We start from the raw sequence: 19,701 nt of genomic DNA, 5'->3' as shown, positions 1-19,701 counted from the left end.
CCTACCCCACGCTCTCCCGATCTCTGGCGGCCGTGGGAGGGACCCCCAGCGCCTCAAGCGCCGGCGGGGCTGGATTTCGCGGAGCGAAATCAGCCCGTCGGCGCTTGAGGACACCGCGCGAAGCGCGGTACGGGGTCCGGGGCTTGCCCCGGTTACGGGGAAGGGGCGGGGTGGGGAAAGGAACCCTCCGAAAGGACCCCATGACCACCACCCTCGTCACCAACATCTCCACCCTCGTCACCAACGACCCCGCCCTCGGCGACGGGCCCCTCGGGCTCGTCGAGAACGGCGCGCTCGTCATCGACGGCGACCGCGTCGCCTGGGCCGGCGCCGCCGAGGACGCGCCCGACGCCGACCTGCGGCACGACGCCCGGGGCCGCGCCTGCATCCCCGGCTTCGTGGACTCCCACTCGCACCTCGTCTTCGCGGGCGACCGCACCCAGGAGTTCAACGCCCGTATGTCCGGCCGGGCCTACTCCGCCGGTGGCATCCGCACCACCGTCGCCGCCACCCGTGCCGCGAGCGACGACGAGCTCGAGGCCAACCTCACGCGGTATCTCGAGGAGGCCCTGCGCCAGGGCACGACCACGTTCGAGACGAAGTCCGGGTACGGGCTGACCGTCGAGGACGAGGCCAGGGCGTTGCGGATCGCCGCCCGGCACACCGACGAGGTGACGTACCTCGGCGCGCACGTCGTCTCCCCGGACTACGCCGACGACCCGGCGGCCTACGTCGCCCTCGTCACCGGCGAGATGCTGGACGCCTGCGCGCCGCACGCCCGCTGGGTCGACGTGTTCTGCGAGAAGGGCGCGTTCGACGGGGACCAGGCGCGTGCGGTGCTGACCGCGGGCAAGGCGAAGGGCCTCCTGCCGCGCGTGCACGCCAACCAGCTCGGCTACGGCCCGGGCGTGCAGCTCGCCGTCGAGCTGGACGCCGCGTCCGCCGACCACTGCACCCACCTCACGGACGCGGACGTCGACGCCCTCGCCAACAGCGCGACCGTCGCGACCCTGCTGCCGGGCGCGGAGTTCTCCACCCGCGCCGAGTGGCCCGACGCGCGCCGTCTGATCGACGCGGGTACCACCGTCGCGCTGTCGACGGACTGCAACCCGGGCTCGTCGTTCACGTCCTCGATGCCGTTCTGCATCGCGCTCGCGGTGCGCGACATGGGGATGACACCCGACGAGGCGCTGTGGTCCGCCACGGCGGGCGGCGCCGCGGCCCTGCGCCGTACGGACGTCGGCCGCCTCACGCCCGGGTCCCGCGCGGACCTCGCCCTGCTGGACGCCCCGAGCCATGTCCACCTCGCCTACCGGCCGGGCGTGCCGCTGGTGCGCGAGGTCTGGCGGGCCGGCAAGCGCGTCTAGGCGTCCGGTCCGGGAAGGGCTACGGCAGCAGGTGCGCGTAGCTGCGCGGGTGCTCGGCCAGGTACTCGCGCAGCGACTGCGCCGGGTGCCCCGTCAGCCGCGGCACCGCGTCCGAGACCGCGGCCATCTCGCCGGCGCCCATCGCCTCGTACGACGTGACCCAGCCCGTCACCTCCCACTCCTCGGCGCCGTAGCCGGCACGGGAGGCGTAGGCCTCGTCCTCGGACTCGGGGACGTAGCGCACGGTGCGGCCGGTGGCGCGGGTCAGTTCGGCCGCGGCCTCCGCGAGGGAGAACGCGGTGGGACCGGTCAGGTCGTACACCGCGCGGTCGTGCGGACCGGGTCCGTCGAGGAGCACGGCCGCCGCCGCGTCGGCGATGTCGTCGTGGGCGACGGCGGCCACCCGGCCCTGTCCGGCCGGGCCGCGCAGCACCCCGTCAGTGCCGGTCATCGCCGGGAACGCGGCCAGGTAGAAGTTGTCCCGCAGGAAGGTGTGGTGCACTCGGCAGGCCCGGATGTACTCCTCCGTGTGGAAGTGGTCGCGGGCGAAGGTGAACGTCGCGTCCGGTGCGGCGCCCACGAACGACAGGTACACGATCCGCCCGACGCCCGCGGCGAGTGCCGCGTCCACGGCCGTGTGGTGCTCCTGGACCCGGCCGGGCGCCTCGTGCGCCGAGACGAGGAACAGCGTGTCCGCGCCGTCCAGGGCCCGCCGCATCGCCTCGCCGTCGCCGTGGGAGGCGGGGGGCGCGGCGACCGCGCCGGGCAGCTCGGGCAGCCGGGCCGGATCGCGGCCCACCAGCCGGGTCGCGACGCCCGCCGCCGAGAGCCTGGCCGCCACCCGGCCGCCGACGCGTCCGCTCGCTCCGGTGACGGCGATGACAGGGGGCATGACGGGTGTCCTCTCGTACGGCCGGGCTGTGCGGACCAGTGTCACCGGCGGCCGCATCCGCCCGGGCCGCGACATGCGACAGTGGCCCGATGCGAACCATCGGACTGATCGGCGGCATGAGCTGGGAATCCAGCGCGGAGTACTACCGGCTCCTCAACGAGCTCGTACGGGAACGCCTCGGCGGACTCCACTCCGCCAAGTGCGTCCTGCATTCCGTGGACTTCGCCGAGATCGAGGAACTGCAGGTCGCCGGCGAGTGGCAGCGGGCCGGCGACGTCCTCGCCGAGGCCGCGAAGGGTCTGGAGGCGGCGGGCGCGGACCTGCTGCTGATCTGCACCAACACCATGCACAAGGTCGCCGGCCAGGTGCAGGACGCGGTCGGTGTGCCGCTGCTGCACCTCGCGGACGCCACCGCCGCGGCCGTGCGGGCGCAGGGTCTTGCCACCGTGGGCCTGCTGGGCACCGCCTTCACCATGGAGCAGGACTTCTACCGGGACCGGCTGGCCTCCCACGGCCTGACGGTCCTCACTCCGGACGCCGCCGGGCGCGCCCTCGTCCACCGGGTGATCTACGAGGAGTTGTGCCTCGGAGTCGTCCGCGAGGAGTCCCGGGCCGCCGACCGGCGGGTCATCGGCGAGCTCGTCGCGGAGGGCGCGCAGGGCGTCGTCCTCGGCTGCACGGAGATCGAGCTGCTGATCGGGGCGGACGACAGCCCGGTGCCGGTGTTCCCGACGACGCGGCTGCACGCGGAGGCGGCGGTGACGGCCGCGCTGCAACCGCCCGCCGCCCCCTGACGGGCCCTGACAGCCCCTGACGGGCTCCACGACGGGGAAGGGCCCGTTCCTGACGGAGCGGGCCCTTCCGGAGGCAGTGGGAGCGGTCGGCTCACTCCTCCAGCGTGAGCCCCCTGCGCAGCTTCACCAGCGTCTTCGTCAGCAGCCTGGACACGTGCATCTGCGAGATGCCGAGCTCCTCGCCGATCTCCGACTGCGTCATGTTCGCCACGAACCGCAGGCTGAGGATCGTGCGGTCCCGCGGCGGGAGCCCCGCGATCATCGGCTTGAGCGACTCGACGTACTCGATGCCCTCGAGGCCGTGGTCCTCGTACCCGATGCGGTCGGCGAGCGCGCTCTCGGTGTCGTCCTCCTCGGGCTGGGCGTCCAGCGAGCTCGCGGTGTACGCGTTGCTCGCCGCCATGCCCTCGACGACCTCGTCCCGGCCGATGCCGAGGCGTTCGGCGAGTTCGCCGACGGTGGGCGTGCGGTCCAGCTGCTGGGAGAGCTCGTCACCGGCCTTCGCGAGCTCGAGCCGCAGTTCCTGCAGCCGCCGCGGCACCCGCACCGACCAGGACGTGTCCCGGAAGAAGCGCTTGATCTCGCCGATGATGGTCGGCATCGCGAACGTGGGGAACTCGACGCCCCGGCTGAGCTCGAACCGGTCGATCGCCTTGATCAGGCCGATGGTGCCGACCTGGACGATGTCCTCCATCGGCTCGCTGCGCGTCCGGAACCGTGAGGCGGCGAACTTGACCAGGGCCAGGTTGAGTTCGATCAGCGTGTTGCGGACGTAGGCGTACTCGTGCGTGCCCTCTTCGAGGATCGTGAGCCGCTCGAAGAGTGTCTTCGACAGCGCTCGCGCGTCCAGCGAGTCCACCTCGTCGAAAGGCGGAATCGCCGGCAGATCCGGAAGGTCCTCCAGGACCGCGGACGGCTGTCCGGTGGCCGCGGCCTCGGTCACGGCGGCTTCGGCCGCCGCGTCGCACGCTGCGGTTGCCTGGGGCGCCGCGTCGGTCGCGGCGGCACCGGGACCGGTCGTCTCGGCGGGGTCGTGGGCCGTCGTACGGGCGGGGTGTGCCGACGGCGCGGTGGGGGTACGCGGTACGTCGAGCCGGGGTGACATGGTGTCCTCCATCGTTCTCGGCATATGGCTGCCGATGCCATGCATGCTGCTGCGGTGAGCGGCGCCTCCAAAGCCGGCCGTGTCGGGTGTGTCCTTACTAGCCCTACCGGCTCGGCAGGGCCGATCGCAAGTGGCGCATGTCATGTATGTCCCAATTGGGGGGTAGTTCGGGTACCGGTCGACGCGGGGAAGGCGTAGGGTTCGACGGGCGTCCGGCGCCGCCCGAATGGCGGCGTGTGACGTGTGGCACGAAACGGCGGACGACGCAGCGAACGACACGGCGAAGAGGGACGGCATGGACCGCGAGACGGTCGGCAGTGTGAGCCGGGGCCGGCTTCAGGTCGAGGTTCGGACCGAGGGCCGCAGCGAGATTGTGCAACCGGCGGGTGAGCTGGATCACCACACCGCCGAACTGCTGCGCGCGCCCCTGGACGAGGCGATCGACCGAGGCCGTGTGCGCCTGGTGATCGACTGTTCACGCCTCGATTTCTGCGACTCCACCGGGCTCAATGTCCTGCTGGGTGCCCGGCTGAAGGCGGAGGCCGGTGGGGGAGGGGTCCATTTGGCCGGGATGCAGCCCCTGGTGGCGAGGGTCTTCGAGATCACCGGAGCCGAGGCGGTCTTCACCGTGCACGACTCCCTCGAAGCGGCCCTGTCCGACTGAGTCGAGGCCCGTCGTGCCGCCCTGTAGTCGGCGTCACGTGTGCCGTGCCGACCTAGTGGGTGTTGTCACGATTCGGTCGGGCAGGAGTACCCCCGCAGAACGTTGAACGTCCAATACTCTGCGTACTGAATCCATGGCGAACTGGTGAACCGGTGAATCGGTGAGGTGAAGCGCTGATGAGCACCACCCGGCAGCAACAGCCGGGCGATCTCGGCCCCGAGCCGGGAGCCGCCGCCGCGGCGCCGACCGTGCCCGTATCCGCCGCACCGGTCGGTGGCGCGGTGCGCAGGCTCTCGCTCGGCAGCGCCAGCGGGATCGTTCCGCTCGCTCGCGACTTCACCAGGCAGGCGCTCCACGACTGGGGCTGGCTGCCCGCCGGGACGGCGGACCGCAGGGCGGCGGCCGAGGACGTGCTGCTGGTCGTCTCCGAACTGGTCACCAACGCCTGTCTGCACGCCGAGGGCCCCGAGGAACTGCGCATCGGCTGCGACGGGAAGGTCCTGCGTCTGGAGGTCACCGACCGCGGCACGGGCCAGCCCGCGCCGCGCACCCCGCACCGCGCGGGACGGCCCGGTGGCCACGGCATGTTCATCGTCCAACGCCTCTGCCTGGACTGGGGAGTCGTGCGGACATCCGGCTCGCCGGGGAAGACGGTGTGGGCCGAACTCGCCGCCCCCGCGTGAGCGTTTCGCAGGCCGTTGCCGGATCTCTTGCGGAGCACGCCGATACGGCGTGCTCTTTGTCTTCCCTCCCCAGGGCCCCCGGCGTACCGTGAGCCCCCGATCTGATGCGCCGTCAGTAACGCCGTCAGTCCATGCGCGCACGAGGGGAACCGAGGTGTCGTACCGGAACCGCAAGCGGACAGCTCTCGCGGCGGCAGCGGCCGTGGCGGCCTCGGCGGTGCTGATCGCCGCCCCCGCCGCGCAGGCCGCCGTCGTCGACGTCGACTACCAGTGCCGGACCCCCATCGGCCCCAAGGGGGCGGTCTCGCCGATCGACATCAGGGCCGAGAGGAGCGGCAGCGCCTACCGGCTCACGATGTCGTTCCGCAAGGGCGTCTCGTCCAGCCCTGTCGAGCTGGGCAAGGGCGCCATGAACCCGAGCGCGGTCATCCGGGTGGGCGGCGCGGCCCGGGGAGAGGTGCGGGTGTCGGGCCCGGCCAACGCCGCGGCGATCCCCGCCGAAACGCCCATCAAGATCAATGACCTGTCGGGCACGTACACGCCGCGCAGGAGCGGCAAGGTCACCTTCACCGCGGGCGTGCTGACGATCAAGGCGCTCGGCACGACGACCACGTGCACGCCGCGCAACAACCCGGGACCGTCGCTGGAACTGGACGTCACGGCGGCGGGCGGCGGCACGGCGTCCGCGTCCTCGCGGCTCCCGAGGACGGGCCCGCTGGACTCGGCCATGGCACTCGGCACGCTCGGCGGGACGGTGCTGCTCACCGGTGCCGCGGGCGTCCTGTGGCTGACCCGGCGCGGCGGCGGCCGGGCCGCGGGCTGACCGTGCGGGCCGCGCTCGCGCTCGTCCTCGCGCTCACGGCGGCGCCGCTCCTCCCGGCGGCGCCTGCGGCGGTGGCGGCGTCCGCGCCATGGGCGCCGGACCGCGCGTACCTGTACCTGGAGGGCGCGCCCGGCGCCGTACTGGAGGACCGGCTCGCGGTGACCAACCGGGCCGGCGAGCCGCTCACCCTGCGCCTGCGGGCCGACGCGGCCGGGCCGTGGATCGCGCTGGCCGCCCGTACGGTCACCGTCCCGGCCCGCACCCGCGCGGAGGTACCCTTCACCGTCACCCTGCCCGCGAGCACCCCGCCCGGCGGGCAGACGGCGACGATCACGGCGTCCGGACGGGGCCGTGAGGAACCGGTGCGGCTCCATCTGCGCGTGCACGGGCCGCTGTTGGCGGCCCTCACGGTCGAGGACGTGTCGTACGCGGACGGCTCGATCCGCTACGCCCTCGTCAACCGGGGCAACACGCCGCTGACGCCGCGTGTGGCGCTCCGCGCGGACGGCCTGTTCGGCGAGGTCCTCAGCCGCCCCGCCCGCGTGCGGGCCGAGCTGCCCCCGGGCCGCCGGGTCACCCTTTCCGAGCCCTGGTCCGACCCGCCGCACCTGGACGTCGTGGACATCCGCGTGACGGCGGGCGCGCCGGGAGCCGCCCGGGCCGAGGCGACCGCCTCGCGGACGTTCGCGGCCTGGCCGGCGACGGCGACGCTGCTGACGTGCGCCGTGGCGGCGGCGGCCCTGGTCCTCCGGCGGCGCGTGCCGAGCCGCCGCCGTGGCCGCACCGTCCCCGAACGCCGACCGCCGGGAGCAGGAGCCTGACCATGCGACGTGCCGTTCCCACCGCCCTGTTGGCCCTTCTGCTCCTGCTCCTGCCCGCCGCCCCCGCGCTGGGCGCGCCCACGCCCACCCCGACCGTCGAGCTGTCCGCGTCCCAGGCGGGCAAGGGCGGGGGCCTCACCGTCAGCGGTGCCGGGTGGCGGGCGAAGACCCTGCTGATCCTGCTGATCTGCGGAAAGTCCTCGCCCGGCACGGGCGTCATCGGCGGCACCAACTCCTGCGCCAACGCCGACGGACGCGCGGTCACCACCGACTCCCGGGGCGCCTTCGACAAGAGGCTGCCGGTCGCCGAGCCGCCCGAGCCGTGCCCCTGTGTCGTGCACGTCGCCACGGTGACCGGCGAACAGCAGGTGGTGGACGCGGAGTTCGTCGTCGCGGGCCACCCCACCGCACCGCTTCCCGAGCAGACCGGCGACGGCCGCCTCGCCGTCCTCGCCCCCACCCGGCTGCGGGGCACGTCGGGCCTGCTGGTCCTCTTCGGCGCCCCGCCCTCCCGGACGCTCGAGTTCACCGTCGGCAATCTCGGGACGACGCCCGTGGAGGACCCCGTCTTCCAGGTCGGCACCGCCCACGGGGTGTTCGCGCCCCAGTGGGAGGAGCAGCAGTGGCGCGGCACGATCAAGCCGGGGGCCAAGGCGCGGATCGAACTGCCCGTCCGGCTCGCGGCAGGCGCCCACGGCGACTACGCGGTCTCGGTGAAGTACGGCGGCAAGGTCGTCGCCGAACAGCCCTGGGGCGTCGGCCGGCCCTGGGGCGTGACCGTCTTCTGGATCCTGCTGGCCCTGGTGGTGCCCACGGCGCTGTTCCGCGTCGGCATGGCGGTCGTCGACCGCGTACGGCCGCCGGGCTCGCGGCACGCCCGCCGCACCGGCCGGGCCCGCCCGCCCGCCTCCCCCTCGACCACCACGGCGGCACTGCCGTGGTTCACCCCTGACTCCGCACCGTCAGAGAACCGGACCGACCGGCCCACGACGAAGGGACATTCGTGAGTACGCAACGGAGGATGAGCGCGGCCGGGGTCGCGCTGATGCTCGGCGGCGCGGGGATCCTGCTGGCCGCGAGCCCCGCACAGGCCGCCGAGGTCTCGTACGCGACGGAGTGCATTCCGCCGCCGATCTCCGGCCTGCCGCCCGTCCAGGGCACGACCACGGTGCAGATCACCGCGCCGGCGGAGGCCAAGGTGGGCGACGAGGTCGAGGTGGTCTGGAAGACGGTCCAGGCCGCCTCCAAGAACCCGGACATCCTGGACCTGCAGAAGGACACGGTCAAACCGACCGGCACGATCACCCTCGGCGGCGCCGCCACGGGCGAGCTGGCGATGGAGGGGCCCCGGCAGAACCCGCCGATCCCCAAGAACAGCCCGATGGTGCTGCCCGACATGAAGGGCATGCTGAAGCTGGAGAAGGCGGGCGAGGTCACGCTGACACCGGGGCCGTACGCCATCAACGTCTCGAAGCCGATCTCGACGGACACCAGGTGCGCGCCGAAGGAGACGGTCCGGGTCGGGGCGACGATCAAGGTGTCGCAGGGCGGCGGCACGAGTTCCGGAGGAACCACCTCCGGCGGCACGACGTCGGGCGGCACGAGCTCCGGCGGAACCACCTCCGGCGGTACGACGGACGGCGGCACGAGCTCGGGCGGTACGAGCTCGGGTGGTACGAGCTCCGGCGGCACGACGAGCGGGGGCGGCTCCGGCGGGACGTCCGGCGGCGGTGGCGGTGATCAGACGGACTTCGAGGGCAAGGAGATCGAGGTCGCGTACGAGTGCAAGACCCCCATCGGCGACAAGAACGCCGTCTCCCCGGTCCGCATCAACGCCAAGAAGAGCGGCGGCGACTACGGCCTCACCGTGAAGTTCTCCAAGTCCGTCATGGACAGCCCGGCCGACATCCCCAAGGACTCGGTCAAGCCGTCCATGGAGGTGAAACTCGGCGGCGCCGACAAGGGCTTCGTCCATGTCGAGGGACCGACGAACAAGGAGCCCATCAAGGCCGGCGACCCGATCGAGATCCCCGACCTGACGGGCACGTACAAGCCCGGTGCCACGGGCCGGACGACGCTGAGCCCGGGCGTCCTCACGGTGAAGGCGCTCGGCACGACCACCACCTGCACCCCGCCGGCGGACGTGCCGTTCTCCCTCGAACTCGACACCTCGGCCCAGCCGGGCGGAGCGGCCGGCGGCGGTTCCACCGGTGGGGGCGGCACGAGCGGCGGCGCCGGCGGCTCGGCCACGAGCGGCGGCCTGGCCCAGACCGGCGCCGAGGACACGGGGGCCCTGCGCGCCCTGGCCCTGGTGGCGGGCACGGCGATCCTGCTGGGCGGCGCGGTCTTCACGTTCACGCCGTGGCAGCGTCTGCGCGGCACCCGCTGAACGGCGGAGGGCCGCCGCACCGAATCGGTGCGGCGGCCCTCCGTGCCCGTACGGGGCGTGTCAGTGCACGCCGCCCATGAGCGGCTGGACCTTCCTGCGGTACATGAAGATCGCGACACCGCCGAGCACCGCGAGCGCACCCTGGCTGGCGAACCACCACTCGGTGTCCGTCGGCGCGCCCATCAGCTGGAGCAGGGCGATGACCGAGTCGCCGGCGGTGACGGCCAGGAACCAGACACCCATCATCTGGGACGCGTACTTGGCGGGCGCCAGCTTCGTCGTCAGCGACAGGCCGACCGGGGACAGGGTCAGCTCACCCACGGTCTGGATCAGGTAGACCGAGCACAGCCACAGCGGGGTGACCATGACGCCGCCCGCGGAGGCGGCCTGGGCCAGCATCATCACGAAGAACGAGGCGCCGATGAGCACCAGGCCCTGCGTGAACTTGACCAGCGTGCTGGGCTCCTTGGAGCGGCGGGCCAGCGCGACCCACAGCCAGGCGAAGACCGGGGCGAGCGCCATCACGTACAGCGGGTTCAGCGACTGGAACCAGCTGGCCGGGAAGTCGAAGCCGAACAGGGTGCCCGAGGTGTTGTTCTCGGCGAACAGGCTCAGCGTGGAACCGGTCTGGTCGTAGATGCCCCAGAAGACGGCGGCGGCGACGAAGAACCAGACGTACGCCGACATCCGCGAGCGCTCGACCGGCTCCAGGTCCGAGTCGCGCTTGATACGGATCAGGTACCAGGCGGGCAGGACGAGACCCAGGATGGTCAGCGGCCACAGCACCCAGTCGATGCTGAACGAGCCGGAGAGGCCGACGACGCCGTAGGCGGCGGCCGCGACGGCGAGCCAGATCAGGGCCTTCTTGATGATGCCGGCGCGCTCGGCGTCGGACAGCGGGGCGGGCACCTGGTTCGACTCCGGGGCCAGGTTGCGGAAGCCCAGGAAGAAGAAGGCGAGACCGAGGGCCATGCCGACACCGGCCATGGCGAAGCCGTAGTGCCAGTTGATCTTCTGGCCCACGTAACCGATCGTCAGCGGGGCGACGAAGGCACCGAGGTTGATGCCCATGTAGAAGATCGTGAAGCCACCGTCACGGCGCGGGTCGTTCTTGTCCCGGTAGAGGTGGCCGACCATCGTCGAGATGTTGGCCTTGAGCAGACCGGAACCGGCGGCGATGAGCGCCAGACCGATGAAGAACGAGATCTCCATCGGCAGGGCCAGCATGAAATGGCCGACCATGATGACCGTGCCGGAGACCGCCACGGTCTTCCGCGCGCCCCACACCCGGTCGCCGAACCAGCCGCCCGGCAGGGCGAGCAGGTAGACCATGGCGTTGTAGACGGAGTAGATGGCGACGGCGGTAGCCGTGTCGAAGCCGAGACCGCCCTTGGCCACGGAGGCCGACAGGTAGAGAACGAGCAGAGCCCGCATGCCGTAGAAGCTGTAGCGCTCCCACATCTCGGTCATGAAGAGATTGGCCAGACCGCGGGGGTGGCCGAGGAACGTCTTCTTGTAGCCAGGGGTGCTGGCCGAGTCCCTCGTCAGGCTGGACGCCATGGTCGATCCTTGCTCGCTCGGGACGCGGCGCTTCGTGAGCGGTGACGCGCCCGTTGGGGTCACTTCGCGCTGCCGTCAAGACCGGCAGGACAATCCTTTGCAGAAATGAGACCTTTGGCGCGTGGATTCGTCCAAAGGTCCCCAGTCACTACATCAGGCGTCTCGACACCTTACGCCACGACAGTGCGGCATATAAAAGGACTTGAGATATGAATCACAGGTAAACGCGGAACCATCTGCCCTGAATCGAAGGTCGTCACCAGGATCGCATCCCTAAGTCCGAGCCCTTGTGGATCACGCCCCGGCGGCTGGGCCATGCGGACTACCATCACCTTCATGACCCGTGTACTGCTCGCCGAGGACGACGCATCCATCTCCGAGCCACTGGCCCGAGCCCTGCGCCGGGAGGGCTACGAGGTGGAGGTGCGCGAGGACGGTCCGAGCGCCCTCGACGCCGGACTCGCGGGCGGGGTCGATCTCGTCGTGCTGGACCTGGGGCTGCCCGGTATGGACGGCCTGGAGGTCGCGCGGCGGCTGCGCGCCGACGGGCACACCGTGCCGATCCTGGTGCTGACCGCGCGGGCGGACGAGGTGGACACCGTGGTCGGTCTCGACGCGGGCGCCGACGACTACGTCACCAAGCCGTTCCGCCTCGCCGAACTGCTCGCCCGGGTCCGGGCCCTGCTCCGGCGCGGCGCCGCCGAGCCCGCGCCCGCCCCCGCCACGCACGGCGTGCGGATCGACGTCGAGTCGCACCGCGCCTGGATGGGCGAGGAGGAGCTCCAGCTCACCGCCAAGGAGTTCGACCTCCTGCGCGTCCTCGTGCGCGACGCCGGCCGGGTCGTCACCCGCGACCAGTTGATGCGCGAGGTCTGGGACACCACGTGGTGGTCGTCGACCAAGACCCTGGACATGCACATCTCCTGGCTGCGCAAGAAGCTCGGCGACGACGCGGCCAACCCCCGGTACATCGCGACCGTGCGCGGCGTGGGCTTCCGCTTCGAGAAGTCCTGAGAGGCACACGCCATGAGCCCTGACACGCGGACCCCATGCGCCGCCGTCTGATCCACTCCACGCTCGCCGTGGTGCTCGTCGTGATCGCCGTCTTCGGCGTCTCGCTGGTCCTCGTCGAGACCCGCACCATCAGCAGCAGCGCGCAGGAGAGCGTGGACTCGGAGGCGCTGCGCCTGGCCAGCATCGTCGACAGCAGGCTGGTCGGCGGCGAGCCGGTCAATCCGGACATCATCGCCCAGCAGGGCGACGTCACCCGCTACGCCCTGATCCGCATCGCCGGCCGCGACCCCATCGAGATCGGCAAGCGGCCCGGCGGCAGCGTCATCCGCGGCACCGCCGAGGGCGAGCGCAACATCACGGTCACCGTGGAGGAGTCCCGCTCGGTGGTGACGCGCGAGGTCGGCCGGTCGCTGCTGATCATCGGCGCGGTCGCGCTGCTCGCCGTCGTCGCGGCCGTGCTCCTCGCGGTACGGCAGGGAAACCGGCTCGCCGCGCCGCTCACCGACCTCGCCGAGACCGCCGAACGGCTCGGCTCCGGCGACCCCCGCCCCCGCCACCGGCGCTACGGGGTCCCCGAACTGGACCGGGTCGCCGATGTGCTGGACGCCAGCGCCGAGCGGATCGCCCGCATGCTCACCGCGGAGCGCAGGCTCGCCGCGGACGCCTCCCACCAGCTGCGCACCCCCTTGACCGCGCTGTCGATGCGGCTGGAGGAGATCACGGTCACCGACGACCCGGCGACCGTGAAGGAGGAGGCGAGCATCGCGCTGAACCAGGTCGAGCGGCTCACCGACGTCGTGCAGCGGCTCCTGACGAACTCGCGCGACCCCCGGATCGGTTCCGCCGTCGCCTTCGACCTCGACGAGGTCGTCAAGCAGCAGCTGGAGGAATGGCGCCCGGCCTACCGCAGCGCGGGCCGCGCGATCGTCCACTCCGGCCGTCGCGGCATGCAGGCCGTCGGAACCCCGGGCGCGGTCGCCCAGGTGCTCGCCGCGCTCATCGAGAACTCGCTCATGCACGGCGGCGGCACGGTCGCGGTACGGACCCGGGTGACCGGCAACCAGGCCGTCGTCGAGGTGACGGACGAGGGGCCCGGCGTGCCGGCGGACCTCGGGGCCCGCATCTTCGAGCGGACCATCAGCGGCCGCAACTCCACCGGCATCGGCCTGGCCGTGGCCCGGGACCTCGCGGAGGCGGACGGCGGCAGGCTCGAACTGCTCCAGCAGCACCCGCCGGTCTTCGCCCTGTTCCTGAGCAAGGTCGCCCCCAAGCGCAAGGACGACGCCAGGCCGACCGTGAGGTGACGCCGCCGCCGGATCAGCGGGCGGCGCGGTCCGGCACGGGCTCCGGCCCGGCCCCCGCCCGTCGCTGCTCCAGGAGCGATTCGGCCTGCTGGACGGGCAGCGCCCGGAAGACCCAGGTGCGGTACGACCAGAACCGGAACAGCGTCGCTATCCCGATGCCGAGGAACTTGAACAGGTTGTTCTGCAGCGGGGTGTTCCAGCCGAAGCCGTACGTCGCCGCGTACAGGATGCCGTGCTCGATCACCAGGCCGGCCCCGCTGAACGCCAGGAACAGTGTCAGCTCCCGGGTGCGGCCGCTCCTGTCGCGGTCACGGTAGGTGAAGTAGCGGAATCCCACGTAGTTGAAGCAGATCGCGACGAGCGTGGCGATGATCGACGCCCGGACGACCGGGATCTCGGTCGTGCTCCGCACCAGGTTGAAGACCCCGAGGTTGACGAACACGCCCGCGCCGCCCACCGCGCCGAACTTGGCGACCTCGCGCGCGAGCTGCCGCACCCGCCCGCGCAGTCCTCCGCCTGGTTCACTCATGGGGGGACCAGCCTCATCGGATCGGCAGTGTCGAGCGGCAGCGTCGACACCGCCATGCTAACCAGCGGCTCTCCGGGTCGCCTGTGAGTCCTGAGAGTGATGTGACGGCCGCTACATCGCTTGTCGGAACCTACGGCGGACAGGGCCGGTCGGCTCGGAAGATACCCTGAAGGGGTGACGTTCCCGGTAGTCGGCATGGTCGGTGGCGGTCAGCTCGCCCGTATGACCCACGAGGCGGGTATCCCCCTCGGCCTGAAATTCAAGCTCCTCAGTGACACCCCCCAGGATTCGGCGGCCCAGGTCGTCAGCGATGTCGTCATCGGCGACTACCGCGACCTGGACACCCTGCGTGAGTTCGCGCGCGGCTGTGACGTGATCACCTTCGACCACGAGCACGTGCCGTTCGAGCACCTGCGGGCCCTGGAGGCGGACGGCATCCCCGTCCGGCCGGGCCCCGACGCGCTGGTGCACGCCCAGAACAAGGGCGTCATGCGCGCCAAGCTCACGGAGATCGGCGCGCCCTGCCCGCGCCACCGCATCGTGGCGGACCCGGCCGACGCGGCCGCCTTCGCCGAGGAGGGCGGGGGCTTCCCGATCATCCTCAAGACCGTGCAGGGCGGTTACGACGGCAAGGGCGTGTGGTTCGTCCGTACGCAGGCGGACGCCGAGGCCCCCTTCAAGGCCGGTGTGCCGGTCCTCGCCGAGGAGAAGGTCGACTTCGTCCGCGAACTCGCGGCGAACATCGTCCGGTCCCCGCACGGCCAGGCCGTCGCCTACCCCGTCGTCGAGTCGCAGCAGGTCGACGGCGTCTGCGACACGGTGATCGCGCCCGCGCCCGGTCTGTCGGACGAGCTGGCCGGCGAGGCACAGCAGCTGGCGCTGCGCATCGCCAAGGAGCTCGGCGTCGTCGGCCATCTCGCGGTCGAGCTGTTCGAGACGGCGGACGGGCGGCTGCTCGTCAACGAGCTCGCGATGCGCCCGCACAACTCCGGCCACTGGACCCAGGACGGCGCGGTGACCTCCCAGTTCGCCAACCACGTCCGTGCGGTGCTCGACCTGCCGCTCGGCGACCCGCGCCCGCGTGCCAAGTGGACCGTGATGTGCAATGTTCTGGGCGGCGACTACCCCGACATGTACGCGGCCTACCTCCACTGCATGGCGCGGGACCCGCAGCTGAAGATCCATATGTATGGCAAGGACGTGAAGCCCGGCCGCAAGGTGGGGCACGTCAACACCTACGGCGACGACCTGGACGACGTGCTCGAGCGCGCCCGTCACGCCGCCGGCTATCTGCGAGGAACGATCACCGAGTGAGCAGCATGAGCCCCGTCGTCGGCATTGTCATGGGATCCGACTCCGACTGGCCCGTCATGGAGCTGGCCGCGCAGGCCCTGGACGAGTTCGAGATCGAGTACGAGGTCGACGTCGTCTCCGCGCACCGAATGCCGCGCGAGATGATCGCGTACGGCGAGGAAGCCGCCGGCCGGGGTCTCAAGGCGATCATCGCGGGCGCCGGGGGAGCGGCCCACCTGCCGGGCATGCTGGCCTCCGTCACCCCGCTGCCCGTGATCGGTGTCCCCGTTCCGCTGAAATACCTCGACGGCATGGACTCGCTGCTGTCCATCGTGCAGATGCCGGCGGGCGTCCCCGTCGCCACCGTCTCGGTCGGCGGCGCGCGCAACGCCGGCCTGCTGGCCGCCCGCATCCTGGCCACGCAGGACGAGGAACTGCTCGGCCGGATGCGCGAGTTCCAGCAGGAGCTGAACGACCAGGCCACGGAGAAGGGCAAGCGGCTGCGCTCCAGGGTCGGAGGTGCGGAGTCCTTCGGCTTCGGGAAGTAACAGCCCATGGACACCCCCACGGATCACCTCCGCCGGGCGCGGGAGCTGCTCGCCGCCCATCCCGTCGTCGACGGCCACAACGACCTGCCCTGGGCGCTGCGCGAGCACGTCCGCTACGACCTGGACCGGATGGACATCGCCGGTGACCAGAGGGGCCGCCTGCACACCGACATCCCGCGGCTGCGCGCCGGCGGGGTCGGCGCGCAGTTCTGGTCCGTGTACGTGCGCAGCGACATGGCGGGCGACGAAGCGGTCAGCGCCACGCTGGAGCAGATCGACGTCGTCGACCAGCTGATCACCCGCTACCCGGCGGACCTCGTGCGGGCGCTCAGCGCCGAGGACATGGAGATCGCCCGCTCCGAGGGCCGTATCGCGTCCCTGATGGGCGCCGAGGGCGGCCACTCCGTCAACAACTCGCTCGCCACACTGCGCGCCCTGTACGCGCTGGGCGTGCGCTACATGACGCTCACGCACAACGACAACATCGCGTGGGCGGACTCGGCGACCGACGAGCCGGGCGTGGGCGGCCTGTCCCCGTTCGGCCACGAGGTCGTCCGCGAGATGAACCGCATCGGCATGCTCGTCGACCTCTCGCACGTCGCCGTGACGACGATGCGCGACGCGCTCGCCACCTCGGTGGCGCCGGTGGTCTTCTCGCACTCCTCGGCCCGTGCGATCTGCGACCACCCGCGCAACATCCCCGACGACGTGCTGGCCCTGCTGCCCGCCAACGGGGGCGTCGCGATGGCCACCTTCGTACCGAAGTTCATCCTCCCCGCGGCGGTCGAGTGGACCCGGGCCGCGGACGAGAACATGCGCGCGCACGGGCTGCACCATCTGGACACCACGCCCCAGGCCATGAAGATCCACGAGGCGTTCGAGGCCGCGAACCCGCGGCCGGTCGCGACCGCGGCGACCGTCGCGGACCATCTCGACCACATGCGCGAGGTCGCCGGCGTCGACCACATCGGCATCGGCGGCGACTTCGACGGGACGGCCTTCACCCCGGCCGGCCTCGACGACGTGGCGGGCTACCCCAACCTGATCGCGGAGCTGCTCGGCCGCGGCTGGTCGGAGGCCGATCTGGCCAAGCTGACCTGGCAGAACGCGGTCCGTGTGCTGCGCGCCGCCGAGGACGTGGCCCGCGATCTCCAGGAGCTGCGCGGCCCGTCCAACGCGACGATCGACCAGCTCGACGGGGTGTGACGGACGGCAGTGCGCCGCTCCTCGGCGGCGCACTGCCCGAACGCAACTCAGCAGGCGCAGAGACAGAACGGGTGACCGGCCGGGTCGGCGTACACCCGCCAGCTCCGCTTGCGGTCCGCGGCGTCCAGCACGGTCGCGCCGATCGCCAGGACCTGCTCCTCCGCCGTGTCCATGTCCTCGACGGTCACATCGAGGTGGAACTGCTGCGACTCCTCGGGCGACGGCCACTTCGGCGGCACGTGTCCGGGCGAGCGCTGGAAGGCGAGGGGCGCGCCCGGCACACCCTTCAGGTCGACCCAGCCCTCGCCGTCGTCCTCGATCTCCCCGCCGAGCAGCTCGGCGTAGAAGCGCCCGAGAGCGACCGGGTCGGGACAGTCCAGGACGACGGCTCCGAGTTTCGCGATGCTCATGCTTCCTCCTCGGTGTTACCCCTATGAGCGTACAACCGGTAACGGTTACTGCATGGTCCCGCATAGGAGGTAACGTCGCAAGCATGAATGACAGGGCACCCGCTCCCGGAGGCCTCGCGCTGATCGAGGCCCTGGTCAACACGCTGGACATCGGCAGCGGTGCGGACAGCCTCGACGCGCCGGAGGCCCAGGCGCGATTCGCCCTCACGCCGCAGGACGTGCCCGCGGCCCGTGTCCTGCGCGAAGCCCTGCGCGAGGCATGCCTGGCCCATGCGGGTCACGGGACGTCGACTGCCCTCGACGCCCTCCTCGCCGACGCGCCGCTGCGCGTCACGGTGTCCCCGTCCGGCGAGGCCGCGCTGCGCCCGTCGGGCCCCCCGACTCTGCTCGCGCGGGTCGCCGAAGCCGTCGCGACGGGGGCGGCGGACGGCACATGGATGCGCCTCAAGGCGTGCGAGGCCGACGACTGCCAGTGGGCGTACTACGACCGCAGCCCGGCGGCCCGCAGCCGCTGGTGCTCCATGGCGGTGTGCGGCGCCCGCGCCAAGATGCGCACCTACCGGGCCCGCCGTACGGCGGGCGCCGACTGACGGGGGCGGACTGCCCCCGGACCGGATCAGGCCCGCGGGCGTCCCATGGCGCGGTAGGTCCAGCCGGCCTCGCGCCACTGGTCGGGGTCGAGGGCGTTGCGGCCGTCCAGGATGATCGGGGTCGTCACGGCCTTGCCCAGTTCCGACGGGTCGAGGTCGCGGAACTCGCGCCACTCGGTCAGGTGCAGCACCACGTCCGCGCCGCGTACCGCCTCCAGCGCCGAGTCGGCGTAGCCCAGCGTGGGGAAGAGGCGGCGTGCGTTGTCCATGCCCTTGGGGTCGTAGACCGTGACCTGGCCGCCCTGGAGGTGGATCTGGCCGGCGACGTTGAGGGCGGGGGAGTCGCGGACGTCGTCGCTGTCGGGCTTGAAGGTGGCGCCCAGCACCGCCACCCGCTTGCCGAGGAACGAGGAGCCGCCGACGGCTTCCCGGGCCAGCTCGACCATGTGGCCGCGGCGGCGCATGTTGATGGAGTCGACCTCGCGCAGGAAGGTCAGGGCCTGGTCCGCGCCCAGCTCGCCGGCGCGCGCCATGAACGCGCGGATGTCCTTGGGCAGGCAGCCGCCGCCGAAGCCGACCCCGGCCCGCAGGAACTTCTTCCCGATGCGCTCGTCGTGCCCGATCGCCTCCGCCAGCTTCGCCACGTCACCGCCGGCGGCCTCGCAGACCTCGGCCATGGCGTTGATGAAGGAGATCTTGGTCGCGAGGAAGGAGTTGGCGGCCGTCTTGACGAGTTCGGCGGTGGGGAAGTCGGTCACGACGAAAGGCGAGCCCTCGGCCACGGGCGTCGCGTAGACCTCGCGGAGCAACTTCTCGGCGGCCTCGCTGCGCACGCCGACGACGATGCGGTCGGGGCGCAGTGTGTCGTCGACGGCGAAGCCCTCGCGCAGGAACTCCGGGTTCCACGCCAGCTCCACGTCGCCCGGGGCCCGCTCGTCGAGGAGGGCCGCCAGCCGGTCGGCGCTGCCGACGGGAACGGTGGACTTGCCGACGACCAGAGCCGGGCGGGTCAGCCGGGGAGCGAGGGAGGCGAAGGCCGCGTCGACATAGGACATGTCGCAGGCGTACTCGCCGTGCTTCTGCGGTGTGTTCACGCACACGAAGTGGACGTCGCCGAACTCGCCGACCTCCTCCCACGACGTGGTGAAGCGCAGCCGCCCGGTCGAGCCCTCGATCCCGGCGACGTGCTTGCGCAGCAGCTCCTCGAGACCGGGCTCGTACATCGGTACGCGCCCCGCCGAGAGCATCTCGATCTTCTCAGGGACGACGTCCAGCCCCAGCACCTCGAATCCCAGCTCCGCCATCGCCGCGGCGTGCGTGGCGCCGAGGTAGCCGGTGCCGATCACCGTGATCTTGAGGGCCATACGGATGCTCCAGTGCCGATGCGTGCGGGGTCCGCGCCCGAGCATATCGGCCGTGTCCGGGGTCCTCCCGGCATCGGATGACAGCGCTGTCGGCAAACTCACGTAGGCCACGGTCGACGCCGCCGTCTAAAATTGGGTTACTTAACGGTAGTTAGCACTTGGGGAGTGAGAGACCTTGGCAGGCTCGGCCGATTTCGATCTGTACCGCCCGTCCGAAGAGCACGACATGCTCCGCGAAACGGTCCGCTCCCTCGCCGAGGCGAAGATCGAGCCGTTCGCCGCCGCGGTCGACGAGGAGGCGCGCTTCCCGCAGGAGGCGCTCGACGCGCTGGTCTCGTCCGACCT

At 71.8% G+C, this 19,701-nt stretch carries 21 protein-coding genes; 15 read left to right on the top strand and 6 right to left on the bottom strand.

Annotated features, from left to right (window positions below; translation table 11 throughout):
* The first annotated feature begins 200 nt into the window (after positions 1-200).
* Positions 201-1,367, top strand: coding sequence for an imidazolonepropionase (gene hutI / locus ACWD0A_RS33230; protein ID WP_451304221.1), 1,167 nt, complete (start codon positions 201-203; stop codon positions 1,365-1,367).
* Positions 1,368-1,386: 19 nt separating this feature from the next.
* On the opposite strand, the gene ACWD0A_RS33225 is transcribed toward hutI, so the two are convergent.
* Positions 1,387-2,259 carry an NmrA family NAD(P)-binding protein gene (locus tag ACWD0A_RS33225; protein WP_451304219.1) on the bottom strand — a complete coding sequence of 291 codons (873 nt, stop codon included), beginning with the start codon at positions 2,257-2,259 and terminating at the stop codon, positions 1,387-1,389.
* A gap of 89 nt (positions 2,260-2,348) precedes the next feature.
* Between ACWD0A_RS33225 and ACWD0A_RS33220 the strand changes: the two genes are divergently transcribed.
* Positions 2,349-3,053, top strand: coding sequence for an aspartate/glutamate racemase family protein (locus ACWD0A_RS33220; RefSeq protein ID WP_451304217.1), 705 nt, complete (start codon positions 2,349-2,351; stop codon positions 3,051-3,053).
* Positions 3,054-3,144: 91 nt separating this feature from the next.
* Here ACWD0A_RS33220 and ACWD0A_RS33215 read toward each other — a convergent pair whose 3' ends face one another.
* Positions 3,145-4,170, bottom strand: coding sequence for an RNA polymerase sigma factor SigF (locus ACWD0A_RS33215; RefSeq protein ID WP_451304215.1), 1,026 nt, complete (start codon positions 4,168-4,170; stop codon positions 3,145-3,147).
* 283 nt (positions 4,171-4,453) lie between these two features.
* Between ACWD0A_RS33215 and ACWD0A_RS33210 the strand changes: the two genes are divergently transcribed.
* The 6 genes from ACWD0A_RS33210 to ACWD0A_RS33185 all read left to right on the top strand — a co-directional run bounded on the left by ACWD0A_RS33210 (position 4,454) and on the right by ACWD0A_RS33185 (position 9,538).
* Positions 4,454-4,822 carry an STAS domain-containing protein gene (locus tag ACWD0A_RS33210; protein WP_307715137.1) on the top strand — a complete coding sequence of 123 codons (369 nt, stop codon included), beginning with the start codon at positions 4,454-4,456 and terminating at the stop codon, positions 4,820-4,822.
* A 176-nt stretch (positions 4,823-4,998) separates the two neighbouring features.
* Positions 4,999-5,505 carry an ATP-binding protein gene (locus tag ACWD0A_RS33205; RefSeq protein ID WP_451304213.1) on the top strand — a complete coding sequence of 169 codons (507 nt, stop codon included), beginning with the start codon at positions 4,999-5,001 and terminating at the stop codon, positions 5,503-5,505.
* A 154-nt stretch (positions 5,506-5,659) separates the two neighbouring features.
* Positions 5,660-6,328, top strand: coding sequence for a peptidase (locus tag ACWD0A_RS33200; protein WP_451304211.1), 669 nt, complete (start codon positions 5,660-5,662; stop codon positions 6,326-6,328).
* Positions 6,289-7,149 carry a COG1470 family protein gene (locus tag ACWD0A_RS33195; RefSeq protein WP_451304209.1) on the top strand — a complete coding sequence of 287 codons (861 nt, stop codon included), beginning with the start codon at positions 6,289-6,291 and terminating at the stop codon, positions 7,147-7,149. The genes ACWD0A_RS33200 and ACWD0A_RS33195 overlap by 40 nt, the downstream gene beginning before the upstream one ends.
* Positions 7,150-7,151: 2 nt before the next feature.
* Entirely contained in the window at positions 7,152-8,156 is a 1,005-nt protein-coding gene (locus ACWD0A_RS33190) for a hypothetical protein (protein WP_451304207.1), read from the top strand.
* Positions 8,157-8,170: 14 nt separating this feature from the next.
* Entirely contained in the window at positions 8,171-9,538 is a 1,368-nt protein-coding gene (locus ACWD0A_RS33185) for a hypothetical protein (RefSeq protein WP_451304205.1), read from the top strand.
* Positions 9,539-9,598: 60 nt separating this feature from the next.
* On the opposite strand, the gene ACWD0A_RS33180 is transcribed toward ACWD0A_RS33185, so the two are convergent.
* Positions 9,599-11,098: a peptide MFS transporter gene (locus ACWD0A_RS33180; protein ID WP_451304203.1), complete on the bottom strand. Its 1,500-nt coding sequence runs from the start codon at positions 11,096-11,098 to the stop codon at positions 9,599-9,601.
* A 336-nt stretch (positions 11,099-11,434) separates the two neighbouring features.
* On the opposite strand from ACWD0A_RS33180, the gene ACWD0A_RS33175 reads away from it, so the two are divergent.
* Together ACWD0A_RS33175 and ACWD0A_RS33170 are read left to right on the top strand one after the other, a co-directional pair.
* Complete coding sequence (locus ACWD0A_RS33175) at positions 11,435-12,112, top strand: response regulator transcription factor (protein WP_307715143.1); 678 nt, start codon at positions 11,435-11,437, stop codon at positions 12,110-12,112.
* A 35-nt stretch (positions 12,113-12,147) separates the two neighbouring features.
* Positions 12,148-13,416: an ATP-binding protein gene (locus ACWD0A_RS33170; protein ID WP_451304201.1), complete on the top strand. Its 1,269-nt coding sequence runs from the start codon at positions 12,148-12,150 to the stop codon at positions 13,414-13,416.
* 13 nt (positions 13,417-13,429) lie between these two features.
* Here ACWD0A_RS33170 and ACWD0A_RS33165 read toward each other — a convergent pair whose 3' ends face one another.
* Entirely contained in the window at positions 13,430-13,945 is a 516-nt protein-coding gene (locus ACWD0A_RS33165) for a GtrA family protein (protein WP_451304199.1), read from the bottom strand.
* Between the two features lie 195 nt (positions 13,946-14,140).
* Here ACWD0A_RS33165 and ACWD0A_RS33160 point away from each other — a divergent pair, with 195 nt between their 5' ends.
* Genes ACWD0A_RS33160 through ACWD0A_RS33150 form a run of 3 tightly spaced genes read left to right on the top strand, consistent with a single transcriptional unit; the run spans position 14,141 to position 16,992 of the window.
* The gene (locus tag ACWD0A_RS33160) at positions 14,141-15,259 is read left to right on the top strand and encodes a 5-(carboxyamino)imidazole ribonucleotide synthase (protein ID WP_451304225.1); all 1,119 of its coding nucleotides are present in this window, start codon (positions 14,141-14,143) and stop codon (positions 15,257-15,259) included.
* A 5-nt stretch (positions 15,260-15,264) separates the two neighbouring features.
* Positions 15,265-15,786 carry a 5-(carboxyamino)imidazole ribonucleotide mutase gene (gene purE, locus ACWD0A_RS33155; RefSeq protein ID WP_177152397.1) on the top strand — a complete coding sequence of 174 codons (522 nt, stop codon included), beginning with the start codon at positions 15,265-15,267 and terminating at the stop codon, positions 15,784-15,786.
* Between the two features lie 6 nt (positions 15,787-15,792).
* Positions 15,793-16,992, top strand: coding sequence for a dipeptidase (locus tag ACWD0A_RS33150; protein ID WP_451304197.1), 1,200 nt, complete (start codon positions 15,793-15,795; stop codon positions 16,990-16,992).
* 47 nt (positions 16,993-17,039) lie between these two features.
* Here the strand turns inward: ACWD0A_RS33150 and ACWD0A_RS33145 are convergent, their stop codons facing one another.
* Entirely contained in the window at positions 17,040-17,402 is a 363-nt protein-coding gene (locus tag ACWD0A_RS33145) for a VOC family protein (protein WP_451304195.1), read from the bottom strand.
* An 83-nt stretch (positions 17,403-17,485) separates the two neighbouring features.
* Here ACWD0A_RS33145 and ACWD0A_RS33140 point away from each other — a divergent pair, with 83 nt between their 5' ends.
* Positions 17,486-17,992: a CGNR zinc finger domain-containing protein gene (locus ACWD0A_RS33140; RefSeq protein ID WP_451304193.1), complete on the top strand. Its 507-nt coding sequence runs from the start codon at positions 17,486-17,488 to the stop codon at positions 17,990-17,992.
* A gap of 26 nt (positions 17,993-18,018) precedes the next feature.
* Here the strand turns inward: ACWD0A_RS33140 and ACWD0A_RS33135 are convergent, their stop codons facing one another.
* Positions 18,019-19,356, bottom strand: coding sequence for a UDP-glucose dehydrogenase family protein (locus ACWD0A_RS33135; protein ID WP_451304191.1), 1,338 nt, complete (start codon positions 19,354-19,356; stop codon positions 18,019-18,021).
* Between the two features lie 175 nt (positions 19,357-19,531).
* On the opposite strand from ACWD0A_RS33135, the gene ACWD0A_RS33130 reads away from it, so the two are divergent.
* On the top strand, positions 19,532-19,701 hold a 170-nt coding region (locus tag ACWD0A_RS33130; RefSeq protein ID WP_451304223.1), incomplete at its 3' end, for an acyl-CoA dehydrogenase family protein.

Source organism: Streptomyces sp. NPDC002867 (assembly GCF_053591895.1).
Note: the sequence above shows the minus strand (reverse complement) of the source record. Positions and strands in the feature narration are given on the sequence as shown.